We start from the raw sequence: 12,538 nt of genomic DNA on the forward strand, positions 1-12,538 counted from the left end.
CGCGCTCCCCACCCGTGGAGGCGCGGCCGTCGCCGTTCCCTGCGGTGACGATCAGCCGGGCAGCATGGCCAGCAGCAGGCCGGCGGCGGTGAGCACCGCCGGCACCAGGCAGACCAGCGCCCCGAACCGGGGCGTCCGGTCCACCCGGTCGCTCGGGCGTGGACGGAAGATCCGCCCCACCGCGAGCCAGCCCAGCATGAACGAGACCGCCGGCAGCGGCAGCCCCACCAGCAGCGCCAGCACGGTCACCGGCCCCGGGCCGGCCACCGCGTAGAGGACGAGCTGCAGCAGCGGCACCACAAGCGCCACCGGCCCGTACACCAGCAGGTTGCGCGGGCGCGACGGCCAGCGAGCCAGCCGGGGCAGGCCGCGCGCGGACAGGGAGCCGTCGGCCGCGTCCGCCCAACCGCCGGCCGCCCGCAGCGCCGCCAGCACGGCCGACGGTCCACCCGCCATCGACCGGGCCGCCTCGCTCACCTCCGGCGGCGTCGGGACCAGCGAGATCGCCGGCACACCCAGCTCACGCAGCCGCGACTGCTGGGCCGCCAGCCGCTCGCGTACCCCGGTCAGCTCCTCGCGGGCCGCCGCCACCGACCGGGCCTGCTCGCCGGCGGCGGTCGCGGCCGCCCGGCGTACGCCGTCGAGCTGCCGCGCGGCCGCCACGTACTCCGCCCAGGCCGACTCGGCGGGGTCCACCGCCACCGTCGGGTCGCCGACCCGCGGCCCCGGCACCGCCGTCGGGGTCTCGTTCATCAGGCCGCCTCCCCGGCGCCGAACGGCACGAAGACCGTGCCCTGCTCCTCCGGGCCGTCCCAGAGCACCGCGCGGCCGGGGCGCGGCAGCCACCACACCGGGCGGTCGAACAGGCGCTCCAGCCGGCCACCCGGCACGTCGGTGACCGCCACGGCGGTGAGCTTGTCCACCTCGCCCTCCGGGCCGAGCAGCCCGGCCAACGGGCCCGGCGTGCGCCACCAGCCGAGCAGGTGCCGGCCGGCCGGCGGACCCTCCAACAGCAACGACCGCAGCAGCTCCGGCGGCAGCTCGGCGGCGTCCGGCACGTCCGACCCGAACACCACCAGGTAACCCGGCTCGCCCGACTCGATCGCCGCCCGCAACCCGGCCGCGTCGACCGTCTCCACCCGGTGCCGCCCGGCCAACTCGGCGGCGAGCACACCGGCCGGCTCGGCCGAGCCGTTCGCCAGCGGCGCCAGCACGAACCGCCCCGGCTCCGGATGCGCCGCCGCCGCGCTGCGCACCGCGGTGACCAACAGCCGCTCCGCCTCCTCGTCGCGGCCCAGCACGGCCAGGTTCCGCCCGGCGGCCGGCCCGAGCGGCACCGCCACCGTGGTGCGCCGCACGTCCACCGCGCGACCCAGCAGCGCGGCCGGCGCGTGGACCCGCCCGGACAGCGCGGCCCGGTGACGCGGGTCGTTGGCGAGCAACGGGCGGGCGTAACCGGCGAACACCACCGGCGGGACGGACCCCTCCGGCCGGGCCGACCAGAGCCGTCGCCGCAGGTCACCGAGGACCTCCGGATCCCCGTACGGATCCGGGAAGCGGATCATCCGCTCGTGACCGCGGGTCGCGCCGCGCGGGCCGCCCAGCCCACCGGCCGTGTTGACCACCGCGCTGCCCACCGGCAGGCCCGCCGCCGAGTCGTTGGCCGGCTCCAGCACCGCCGAACCGCCGGGCAGCGCCACCCGCACCGGAAACTGCCCGAGCAGCGGATCGCGCGGGCCGCCGATGCCCAGGTCGCCCTCGCCGGCCAGGACCAGGTGGATCCCGTACGCGCGGGCGGCGCGGGCCAGCGCGTCCAGCCGGGCCAGCAGGTCGGTGGCGAGCCGGTCCCGCTCGCACAGCACCAGCGGAAAGTTGTCGATCACGCAGACCACCCGGGGCAGCGGCTGGTGCTGGCGCAGCTCGGTGTAGCGCTGCCCGCCGGCCCGCCGGGACGCCTCCTCCCGGCGACGCACCTCCGCCTCCAACTCGCCGAACAGGTCCGCCACGTACTCCCGGTCGGCGGCCATCCCGGCGGCGCGGACCTGCGGCACCCACGACCGGTCCCGCTCGGTCTGCAGGAACTCCACGAAGGACTCGCCGTCCCCCAGGTCGGCCAGGTAGAACGCCAGCTCGTCCGGGCCGTAGCGGGCGGCCAGCCCGAACAACGCGTCGGTGAGGAACGCCGACCGGCCGGCCTGCGACCGGCCGCTCACCAGCCAGTGCGGGGTCAGCTCGGTGAAACCGAGACTCACCGGACGGCCGGCCGCGTCGCCCACCGTGGTGCTGAGCCCGTCGACCGAGTCGGCCGTCCACAGCCCGTCCGACGGCAGCAGATCGGCCAGGGCCAGCCGGGAACCGTCCTCGATCTGTCGGGCCAGCCGCCGGCACACGCCGTCCACCAGCTCCGCCGGCGGATCCTCGTCCACGAACACCGGCGAGTTCAACCCGCCCGGCGACTCGGCGCCCGGACTGCTGAACCCGGCCAGGGGCGGGTCACCGACCAGCGCGTACGCGGTGCGCACCGCGAGCGGGGTGGCCCGGGGCAGCGCGTCGCCGGCGGGCCGACCGGCGACCACCAGGTGCAGGCCGGCGCGGGGCCCCCGATCGGCCAGGTCGGCGAGCCGCTCCACGTCGGCCGGGGTCGCGCCGTCCGGCAGCGCGGCCACCACCAGCAGCAGCGTGCGGTCGTGACCGCGCTGCCGGGCGGTCCCGGCGGCTACCCACTGCTCCGCCTCGGCCAGCACCGCGTGCCACCCGGCGAGGTCGATGGCAGGCGGCGGCAGCAGACCCGCGTCGGCGAGCGCCGCGAAACCGGCGAACGTGTCGCCCGGGCCGCCGTCGACCACCCGGGCCAGCAGCGCGCCCGCCGGGGTGGCCGCGAACAACCGCAGCAGCAGCGCCCGGAGCAGGCCGGCGACCCGTGGATCGGTGGCGTCCACGTCGACACTCAGGTGGCCACTGCCGAACAACGGCACCAGCGCGGGGAAGCGGGCGTCGTCCAGCGGCGCGGCCCCGCCGACCCGCACCCAGCCCGGCGGGCCGTCGCCCGGCGGGGTGGCCGGCGTCAACGCCTCCAGCGGCGCGCCAGCCCAACCGGGCGCCACCCGCTCGGCCGCCGCCCGCAGGCGCTCGGCCAACTCGTACTGCCGATGGTGGTCCGCCGGCGCGGGCCGGATCTCGTCGAGGATGCCGGCCGCCGCGGTCGCCGCGGCCTCGGCCCGCCGGTGCAGCGCGGCGGCCCGGCCGGCGCGTGCCTTCGGAGTCGCCACCGCGTCCACCTCTCTTCCCGAGGCCGACATCTTCCCCCCGAGCTGTGACGGTAACCCAGCCGACAGCCGTCCACCGGGATGTCGGTCGGCGCGGTGAGCTGCGCGGCGGTGAGCAGCCTCACCCGATCGCCGGTCGCCGTCCGCCCGGCGGTTCGCCACGATCCGCCAGTTCTGAGGCATTGGGTACGCGGCGCGCAGCCGATAGCCTCAGGAGGTGGAATCAGTGCAGCCCCCCGCCGGTTCCCAGGTCTCCCGCGTACCGGCGCAGCGGACCCCGCCGGAGCAGTTGGCGCCCCCCGCGCCCGCTCCGGCTCCGGTGCGGCCGAAGCGGCCGTTGCGTACCGTGCTCGCGATCGTCGCGGGGGTGCTGGCGTTGCTCTGCACGGGCGGCGCGGTGGTCGGTTTCGTGCTGTACGACCGGGCGACGGCACCGGACCGCAGCTCACCCGAGGTTGTGGTTGCCAACTTCGTCCAATACTTTCTCGCCGAGCGCAACGACACGAGGGCAGCGGAGTATCTCTGCAAAGACGGTGCCGACTTGGATGCGCTGAGGTCTCTTCGCGACGACCTTCTTGCGCGGGAGCAGCGTTTCGAGACCACGATTTCCGTTGGGTGGGAGAACCTCGATGTCCGGCAAGGAGGTGATCAGGCTGACGTGCGGGCTGACCTAGTCATCTCAGCTTCGGTAGACGGATTGAAACAGAGTGACCGCCAGAAGTGGCGTTTCGAGATGAAACGTAACGATGGGTGGCGGGTTTGCGCGGCGGCGCATCTCTGACTTCGGCTCACTCCAACCAGAGCAGGTGGACCGGCACCTCCAGGGTGGTGGGTGCCTGACCGCGCCAGGCCCATCGGTACCACTCCAGTTCCGACGCCACCCGGACGCAGATGTCGCCGTCCGCGCCGGAGTAGGTCTCGGTGACCGCGCGCAGGTCACGCCGCTCCGCGCCGCCGTCCACATGCACCACCCGCCGCCCGGTCACGGCGTCGGCCTCGAACACCGGGGTCGGCGGCCGGCGGGTCGGCGCGTCGAGGGAGACCAACTGGAGGCCCGATCCGGTGGAAGCCGGGGACGCTCGCCGCTCGCCGACCGTCTCGACCCAGACGCGTTCCACCGGCACCAGCGGCGCGAACACCTCCACCTGCTCGGACTCGGCCCGGTACCACTCGTGTTCCGGAATGACCGGCACGTAGGTGCGGCTGCCCTGCACCACCCGCTCGTCGGCCCGCAGGTCACCCCGCCAGCCCAGCCCGGGCAGGCCGACCAGCACCCGGCGACCGCGCAGCTCGGCGCCGCCGACTGCAGGCACGACGTCGATCGGGCGGGGCGGCAGTGGAGCCCAGTCGGGCCGGTCCGCGAAGGGGTCGGGAAGGGGATTGCTCACCGTCGGGACCTCACTCGGTCTCGCCCAGGGGCGCGCCCCGTTCGCGCATGAACGGCACCGGGTTCTCAGCGCCGTTGCTCGACCGGTCGCTGTCGTGGTGCACCTCGAAGTGCAGGTGCGGGCCGGAGGAATTGCCGCTGGTGCCGGAGAGCCCGATCACCTCGCCGGCCGCGACCTCCTGGCCCGGGCGGACCTTGGGCCGTTCGATCATGTGGCAGTAGCGGGTGATGAACCCACCGGCGTGCAGGATGTCCACGAACCACCCGCAGCCGCCCTTGTCCGGCCAGCCGTCCCGGTCGCAGTCCCGCCGACCGGAGTGGTCGGGGTCGCACTTGGACACCAGCACCCGCCCTGCCGACGCGGCGTGGATCGGGGTGCGCTTGCCGGCGGCCAGGTCCACGCCGTCGTGGCTCGGGCGGGCATCGGTCCGGAAGCCGGAAACCACGCCGCCGGGCAGCGGCGCGGTCCAGCCGGAGGCGGCGATCCGCGCCCCGGCGGCGGCGTCGCAGACGGCCTTGCCGGCGATCTCGACGGTCCGGGCCGCCCCGCCGGCGAGCGCGTCGACGATCCGCCCGGCCAGTTCCTCGTGCTTGGCGTAGGCGTCGGGGAACGCGCTGACCTGCACCCGCTGTGCCACCACCGTGAGCGGTCGCTGCTGCCAGTTCGGCACCTTGACCATCTTCTGGTAGAACTTGCGGGCCGTGTAGGAGGGCGTCATCCGCTGCTCGACGCTGCCCCAGCCGGGCCGCTGCTGGAACAGGCCCAGTGAGTCGTGGTCGGCGCCGACTCCCTCGTGCGGCAGCGCCAGCGACGCCGGCACCGTGGTGTTTGCCAGGTTGCGCAGCGCGGACTCCTGCATCGCGGTGGCCAGCGCGATGACCCAGCCGCGGGCGGGGAGCTTCATGTCCTGCCCGACCTTGATGATGACGGCGGCGTTCCGCAACTGGCCCTCGCCGTACTCGGCGAAGCGCGGCATGTCCCCGGTCAGGTTCACCTGGTAGGTGGGGTCGCAGCTCAGGCCGGCGAGCTTCGGATCCTCCGGGTCGCCACCCAGTTCGGTGAGGAAGAAGGCACCGGCGCCGCCGACGCAGCAGAGCAGCGTGAGGACGGCGGTGACGGCGGTGGCCAGCACGCCGACGCGTAGCTTGCGGCGGACCCGGGTGGCAGCGGCCGGCCCGGTGCTCACGACCGCTCCCAGTCGACCGCGTCCACCAGCCACGGTCCGTCCTCAGCGACCAGGTCGAGCCGGAGCGTGCCGTTGTCCAGCGGGATCGACGCCTCCACGAAGGACTCGGTGCGGGGGCGGAGCGTCGGGGGGCCGGTGGACCGCCGGGCGGGCACGGTCTCCGGGTCGGCGCCGCTCATCTTCTCGACCAGCGCCGGGGTGGAGAGTGGGCGCAGCCGGGCCTGCCAGGCGTCGCCGGTGCTGCCCGGGCCGGACAGCCACGCGGTGGTGAACCGCTGGGCGACCTGCTCCGGCGTGGGCTCGCCCGAGCGGGTCCTCGGGGTGACCGCGGCCGGCGGGCTGGACAGCACCCCGTCCTCGCCGGCCTCCGGATCCACCGTGCTGATCGGCTGGGTGGGGCGGACGGCCACGCCGGCACCCGGGTCGCCGGGACCGGAGACGAGCCGGGCCGCGCCGATGACGCCGAAGATCAGGACGGCGATCACCAGCGCGACGCCGAGTCGGGACCGGAGGACCCGGGTGAACAGGAATTCCACCGCCCGCCGCACCGGGGTCACCTCGCCTCGGAGCGGATCCGCGGTGCCGGCCGGGCGGCCGGCGTGTCACGACCCGCCGAGTCCGGCCGGTAGACGGCGTAGGAGGGCACCTCCTCGGGCACGTCCGGCTCGGTCCAGGTGGACGGCGCGCGGCGCGGCCGGGGCGCGGTGGCGGGACGCCCACCCCGGCGCTCGGTCGCGGGCGCCTCGTCCGGCCGTTCCCGCCCGTCCGGTCGCTCCCGTTCCACGGTCGTAGCCGAGTGCGCCGGGTCCTCGTGCCGGGCCTCCGGCCGGAGGCTGCGCTGGTCGGCCACGACACCGCGCCGTCGGCCGAGCGCCGGCTCGTTGGTGCCGCCGGGCTCGGCCACGTCCAGCCGGGCGGCGACCCGCATGTCCCGGAAGAACCGGCGGTGCCAGGAGCCGGCCGAGCTGACCGCCTCGCTGCTGTCCTTGCCGCCGAGCTGGGTGATCCGGCGGTACGGGCGCAGCAGCAGCCACCCCACCACACCGCAGAGCCAGACCAGCACCACCTGGAGCCAGCCCGGCAGCGTGGCGGTGTTCATGATCAGATCGACCGCGAAGAGGTAGATGGCCGCGCCGGTGCCGAAGATGGCGATGTTGAACACGGCGGCCACCACGGCGTTCGCCAGCCGGCGGAGGCCGGCGCTGGCCGGGCGCATCAGACCGACCGTGCCGAGGATCGGTGCGGCGATCACCGCCCACCGGAAGATCAGGAAGCCGAGCAGCACCAGCACCGACGCGGTCAGGTCGAACATGGCGAAGAGCAGCGAGGCCAGGACCGCGATGAAGCCGGCCCCGATCCGGTCCATGTCCTTGGTGCCCTGGAGATACTCGTACGCCTCCGGGTCCTCCGACTTGACCTGCTCGGCGACCCGGGCCCACTGCTGCTGCTTCGCCTTGATCACGACATCGCGGGTGGCCGGCTTGGCGCGGATGGACTCGGCCTCGCCCCAGGTCAGGGACTTGGCGTCGTAGAGCGCCGGGCCGTACTTCTTCGCGGTCTCGCTGTCCGCCGAGCCGAGCACGCCCCGCAGCCAGTTGCGGTAGAGCATGGTCTCGGTGGCGGTGTCGCTGGCCCGTACGGCGGGTGGGCGCTTGTCGACACAGGCGCTCGGGTTGGGCAGGACGCACTTGTCCGGTGGGATGTCCTTCGTGGCGGGGCCGACCGCGTCGTGCACCACGCCGAGCGTGGTGATCAACGTGCTGTCGGCGATGTTCGCGGACTTCACCGGCCAGGCCGCCAGCGCGGTCACCGCCACCATCACCAGGATGGCCCAGCCGGCCGTGGTCATCGCGTTGCTCATGTCCGACTGGCGGGAGCGCCACAACAGGTAGAGGCCGACGACGCAGATGGTGATGATGCCGAAGACGCTGAACACCTTCTGGTAGACCGCCTTGGTGGCCTGCTCCACCAGCGGATCCGCCCAGCGCCACATGGTCCGGGGGTCCCAGGCGCGTTCCCGCAACGCGTTCGACGCGCCGATCACCGCGTTGGCGAACATGAACTCGCCGTTCGCCACCATGGTGGTGAAGCGGTAGTCCGGATGGAGCACCGACGAGGCGCAGCCGCCGTCCACGTCGTACGTGGTGTAGCTGTAACCGGCGTATCCGTAGTCGCTGTAGAGCCCTTTCGGGCCGGGCTCCTTGGCGGAGTCGGGCCGGGACGCGAACCAGCCGGCCAGGCCGGAGTCCGGCGCGCCGGGCACCGGCGCGTTACGGCACTCGACCTGGTCCTCGCTGACCGCCTTGAGCCGGTTGACGCAGGCGCGGAAGTCGGTCTGCCACTCCTTCGTGCTGCACAGCTCGGCCCGCGCCTGGGCGGTCGGGCCGGCGGCGTACGCGGGTGTGCCGCCGATCAGCGGCCAGGAGATCGTGGCCCCGGCGAGTACGCCGAGAGCGATGAGGAGCGCCGTGATCCGTGCCCGGGCCCTCGCCATGTCACGCCTCCAGATCAGCCAGCACGGTCGGCAGTTGCCCCGCGGCCTGGGCGACCGCGGTGGGGGTGGTGTCCAGGTGCTTGAGCAGCCCGTCGACGTACGACACGTCGACCCGGACCTTCTGCACGCGTCCGTCGACGTCGCGCATGACGAACTCACGGAACCCGAGCCGGTTGGCGGAGCCGCTGTCGGCCTGGGAGAGCGAGGCGAGTGTCGCCTCGTAGCCGTCGTCGACCGGGACCCGCAGCAGCCGCAGCGCCTCGGAGGCGATCTCGCTGTCCTCGGCGATCCGGCCGACGAAGACGGTGGAGACGAGGTTCTGCACGTCGAGGCCGAGGATGTCCTTCGGGTTCTGCGAGGCGACGAGCGCGGCCAGGTTCCACTTGCGGGAGTCGCGGGCGAGGCGGACCAGGAACGACCGGCCGGAGCGCCAGCCCTCCATGAAGTGCGCCTCGTCCAGGCCGACCAGCTTGCGGGAGGACATCGAGCCGCCGTAGCAGCGGCGGACCGCGAGCCGGTGCGCGGTGTGCAGCATCGGCAGGGCCAGCGCCTCCTCGGCCGACCAGTATTCCCGCTCGATCTTGAGGTCGGGCAGCCGGAGCCCGGCCATCGTGATCACGGTGAGCGCGGCGTCGGCGCCGAGCAGCCCCTCCGGCGGTCGGCCGAAGAAGAGCATGGCCAGCGGCATCTCGGCGGTGTCGAGGAGCAGGTTGGCCAGCTCGCGGCCGGCGTCGTCGTCGAGCCCCTGGAGGCAGGCGACCACGTCGTCCAGGGTGGACGTCTCCTCGGCCGGCACCTGGCGCACCGCGTGCCGGAACAGCGTGGCGGTGGACGCCTCCCGGGCCACCTGCGGCGGCACCAGCATCATGCAGATGTCCTGTACGAGCATGCGGCGTTCGGCCCGGGCGTTGGAGACGGCGATCTCGAACTCCCGGTCGCCGGCCGGCCCGGTGGTGAACTCGCTGCGCAGCGGCGTCGGGATCAGCGCGTACGGCGCCAGCGTGCCCTGCTCGGAACCGGTCAGGTTGAGCACCCGCGAGTAGGGCGCCAGCTCGGGCATGGCGCAGAGCCGGGCCAGCGGGCCGGACGGGTCGAGCAGCGTCACCTGCACGCCCCGTCGCGCGGACAGGTAGCCGAGCGCGCCGAGCAGGGTGGACTTGCCGCCGCCCGGCTCGGCGACGAAGACGGCGAGGCCGGAGCGCTCCCGCACCTCCATCGGGAAGTGCAGGTCGAGGAAGACCGGGCGGCGGCAGGTGCCGGCGGTCCGGCCGATCAGGTCGCCGCGCCGGTCGCCGACGGTGCTCGCGGCCTGCGGCAGCGCGGCGGCGAGCAGGTTGACCGGCATCCGCCGGACGTAGCCGGTGTTGGCGATCGGCTCGCCGGGGATGAACTCGCGGGCCAGCCAATCCTGGTTCTTCGGGTGCTGGAGCGAGATCCGCAGCTCGCGGGAGTAGAGCTGGATGAGCCGGCGGGCCCGCTCCAGGCACTCTTCCCGGGTGCGGCCGCCGACCGCGATGCGGTGCCAGCCGTGCGCGCGGGCGGAGTCGACCGGCAGCCCGGTGGTCATCTCGTCGCCGATCACCAGCGCCCGCTTGGCCAGCCGTTCCAGCTCGGGCGGGGCGTCGATGCCGTGTTCGGCGTAGTCGAGCTGCTGGGAGCGGATCATCCGGAGCCGGTGTTCGAGGTTCCGGAAGGAGTCGTTGGGGCCGAGGATGTCGACCCGGGTGGACAGCTCCATCGGCCACGGCAGCCGCTCGTGGAAGTGCAGCCACGGCTCGTGCCGCTCGGGGATCTCCAGCGGCTCCATCCGGCCGACCGCGAGCACGGCCACGTGCCGCTCCTCGCCGGTCATCCGGTTGACCAGCTTGACCGTCGAGCCGTAGGGGGTGCGGTAGCGCTCCACCTGCTCGGTGAGGGCCAGCAGGTCGCCGCGTTCCCACCGGCCGTTGGTGATCGGGGAGAGCACGCCGGGCGGCGCCATGCAGAGCGCCACCGAGCGGTAGAGCAGCCATTCCAGCTCGGGCGCGCTGACCCGGCGACCGCGCATGCCGAACGCGCCGAGCACCTCGTCGAACTGCTCGACGGTGCGGCCGAGTCGGCGTCGTTCGCCGTCGGCGGTGCCCCGGCCGAAGGTGCGCAGCAGCCGCTCGGTGAGCGAGTCGCCGAGCGACCGGCGGGCGAAGGTGACGCCGAGGTAGGTCTGGCCCTCGGCGTGGTTGACCGACATCAGGTGCCGCTGGGCGGCGACCAGGTGGTCGGCCCAGCCGGTGGTGCCGGGCACGTCGGGCAGCGGCGAGGCGGTGAGCCCGTCGATGGTGCGGGCCCACTCGTCGGCCGGGAAGGGCCGGGTGGTGCGGCGCAGGTGCAGCCGGAACCCGGCCAGGCCGGCGTACTGCTCGGAGATCGCCGAGAGCAGCGCCTCGCGTTCCGCGTCCGGGCGGAACGCCCAGCGCACCTCGGGTAGCCAGTACCACGCGGTGACCGTGTTGGGGGTGAAGGTGAGGTGCCCGGCGATCTCGGTGATGGCCAGCTCGACCGAGGGGTCCCGATCGCCGAACTTGATCTTCGGAGCGCGGACCCGGACCGGTTTGGCCGGCTTGTTCCGGCGGTCGGCGGAACGCTGCCGGGGCGGGGTCACCTCCCGGTGCGCGGGCCGGCCGACCTCGCGCGACGGCGCGGCCGGCATCGGGTACGCGTCCACCGGGTCGGGCGTCGGCTCCCGCCGGTCGGTGTGGCGGGCGGGGGCGCGCACCTCGACGGGCGCCGCGGGACCGGCGACGGGTTCGGTGGCCGGCTCCGGCTCGGCGGTGGGCCGGAGCGCGGGCAGCCGGTCACCGGCCTGCACCGGCACCCGACCACGGGTGGCGGGTGGCGGTTCGAGCGCGGGCGGCGGCGTGGGCGCGGTGATCGCGGGCTCCGGGCGGGGCGACCCACCGCGCGTACACCGGGGTGTGCTCCCGGACCGGCGGCTCGGGTGCGGCCGGCGGCGCCGCCTCGACCGGCGCGACGGGCTGGTGCGGGATCGGCAGGGCGTCACGGCCCACTCCGCGCCGGGGTGGCGCCACCACCGGTTCCACCTGGGCGGCCGGCGGGGTGGCCGGGGCGATCGGGCGTCGGGCCCGGGGTGACGCGCCGCCGAACAGGTCGAGGAAGGGCGAGTCGATGTCGCCGTCGGGGCGGACCGGCTCGCGGGGTTCGGCGCCGCGCGGGGCGAGGGGGCGGGGTGGCTGGAAGACGCCGACCCGGCCGTGCCCCGGACTGGTGACGAGCGCGGTGTCCAGGACGACCTCGTCCATCTCCTCGTCGGACGGGTAGTCGAATGATCGCGCACGGTGACCGGGCGTGCCGGCCGGACGCCCGGCCGGGGATCCCGGCGTGGAAGAGCGACTCATGCGACCGCCTCACCCGCGTCGTACGTCTGCACCGTCGGTGTACGCCCGGTCATGCCAGTTCCTCCCGGATCCTGATCCGGCTCGCGACGAGGCGCGGGTCCCGCAGCTCGGCGGCCGGCTCCCGGGTGCGTCGCCAGTCGGTCAGCGCGGTCCGGATGACCATGCGCGCCGGCCGGTCCGGGTCGACGTACCGGAAGATGAACGAGGTCGTCACGATGGCGAGTGAGATCTCCCAGGCGGGGAAGAGCTCGACCTGGAGCGTGAACAACCAGTGGATGAACACGTAGAGGGGTACGAGCAGCATGAACAGGCCGTACTGGGCGTACGGCAGGTGGACGGGAAGGGTGTAGCCGGGCGGGCCCAGGTAGACCAGGCGTGCCCGGTAGATGTCGTCGTCGGTGCGCAGCCGCATCGTCGCCCAACGCCCTACTCGAAGATGAGGTTGATCAGGTAGTCGCCGACGAAGAAGAGTGTGGCCGCGCCGGCGATGAAGGCCAACCCGATGATGGCGATGGCCGAGCTGGTCAGCACCTTGGAGATCTCACCCCGGCTGGCGCGGCCGATGAAGATCACGCCGAGCACGGCGAGCAGGATCGGCGCGACCTTGCTGGCGAAGAAGGTGACGACGTTGTCGGTGTCGATGCCCTTCGGGGCCGGCTCGGCGAGTGGAGTCGACGCCAGGGTATGGAGCGCGTGGTCGACGGCGGTCGTCGCCGTTGCCATGAGCTCGATGGCGATCACTGGAAACCTCCCCAAAGGTCGCGGCCGGCGGTGCCGCGGTGGTGCAGTTAGGCAAGCCTGGCGGGATGGTG

General features: G+C 74.1%; 10 protein-coding genes and 1 pseudogene. 1 reads left to right on the top strand and 10 read right to left on the bottom strand.

Annotated features, from left to right (window positions below; all coding sequences use genetic code 11):
- Positions 1-51: 51 nt before the first annotated feature.
- The gene (locus tag H1D33_RS25620) at positions 52-753 is read right to left on the bottom strand and encodes a hypothetical protein (RefSeq protein ID WP_181570744.1); all 702 of its coding nucleotides are present in this window, start codon (positions 751-753) and stop codon (positions 52-54) included.
- Positions 753-3,278, bottom strand: coding sequence for an FtsK/SpoIIIE domain-containing protein (locus H1D33_RS25625; protein WP_181570743.1), 2,526 nt, complete (start codon positions 3,276-3,278; stop codon positions 753-755). Before H1D33_RS25625 ends, H1D33_RS25620 begins: the two co-directional genes overlap by 1 nt.
- A 214-nt stretch (positions 3,279-3,492) precedes the next feature.
- On the opposite strand from H1D33_RS25625, the gene H1D33_RS25630 reads away from it, so the two are divergent.
- The gene (locus H1D33_RS25630; protein WP_181572584.1) at positions 3,493-4,047 is read left to right on the top strand and encodes a hypothetical protein; all 555 of its coding nucleotides are present in this window, start codon (positions 3,493-3,495) and stop codon (positions 4,045-4,047) included.
- A gap of 7 nt (positions 4,048-4,054) precedes the next feature.
- Here the strand turns inward: H1D33_RS25630 and H1D33_RS25635 are convergent, their stop codons facing one another.
- The 8 genes and pseudogenes from H1D33_RS25635 to H1D33_RS25665 form a co-directional block, all read right to left on the bottom strand.
- Positions 4,055-4,654, bottom strand: a complete 600-nt coding sequence (locus tag H1D33_RS25635; protein ID WP_181570742.1) for a hypothetical protein — start codon at positions 4,652-4,654, stop codon at positions 4,055-4,057.
- 10 nt (positions 4,655-4,664) lie between these two features.
- Complete coding sequence (locus H1D33_RS25640; RefSeq protein ID WP_181570741.1) at positions 4,665-5,840, bottom strand: M23 family metallopeptidase; 1,176 nt, start codon at positions 5,838-5,840, stop codon at positions 4,665-4,667.
- A complete protein-coding gene (locus tag H1D33_RS25645; RefSeq protein ID WP_181570740.1) occupies positions 5,837-6,397 on the bottom strand; it encodes a hypothetical protein in 561 nt (186 codons plus the stop codon). Before H1D33_RS25645 ends, H1D33_RS25640 begins: the two co-directional genes overlap by 4 nt.
- A complete protein-coding gene (locus tag H1D33_RS25650) occupies positions 6,394-8,334 on the bottom strand; it encodes an MraY family glycosyltransferase (RefSeq protein ID WP_181570739.1) in 1,941 nt (646 codons plus the stop codon). The genes H1D33_RS25645 and H1D33_RS25650 overlap by 4 nt, the downstream gene beginning before the upstream one ends.
- A 1-nt stretch (position 8,335) precedes the next feature.
- Positions 8,336-10,960, bottom strand: a pseudogene (locus tag H1D33_RS25655) (ATP-binding protein); the annotation flags it as partial.
- A gap of 205 nt (positions 10,961-11,165) precedes the next feature.
- Positions 11,166-11,630, bottom strand: a complete 465-nt coding sequence (locus H1D33_RS30420) for a hypothetical protein (RefSeq protein WP_479686825.1) — start codon at positions 11,628-11,630, stop codon at positions 11,166-11,168.
- A gap of 145 nt (positions 11,631-11,775) precedes the next feature.
- A complete protein-coding gene (locus H1D33_RS25660; RefSeq protein ID WP_089157613.1) occupies positions 11,776-12,138 on the bottom strand; it encodes a hypothetical protein in 363 nt (120 codons plus the stop codon).
- A 14-nt stretch (positions 12,139-12,152) separates the two neighbouring features.
- Positions 12,153-12,467 (bottom strand): hypothetical protein, encoded by a 315-nt coding sequence (locus H1D33_RS25665; RefSeq protein ID WP_181570737.1) that lies wholly within the window; start codon positions 12,465-12,467, stop codon positions 12,153-12,155.
- Positions 12,468-12,538 lie beyond the last annotated feature (71 nt).

The sequence above is a fragment of the Micromonospora ferruginea genome (genome assembly GCF_013694245.2).
In the GTDB taxonomy this organism is placed as follows: domain Bacteria; phylum Actinomycetota; class Actinomycetes; order Mycobacteriales; family Micromonosporaceae; genus Micromonospora; species Micromonospora robiginosa.

Coding starts and splice junctions, on each gene's coding strand:
- H1D33_RS25620 (WP_181570744.1), bottom strand. CDS start 753: ATGAACGAGACCCCGACGGCGGTGCCGGGGCCGCGGGTCGGCGACCCG.
- H1D33_RS30420 (WP_479686825.1), bottom strand. CDS start 11,630: ATGGACGAGGTCGTCCTGGACACCGCGCTCGTCACCAGTCCGGGGCAC.
- H1D33_RS25650 (WP_181570739.1), bottom strand. CDS start 8,334: ATGGCGAGGGCCCGGGCACGGATCACGGCGCTCCTCATCGCTCTCGGC.
- H1D33_RS25660 (WP_089157613.1), bottom strand. CDS start 12,138: ATGCGGCTGCGCACCGACGACGACATCTACCGGGCACGCCTGGTCTAC.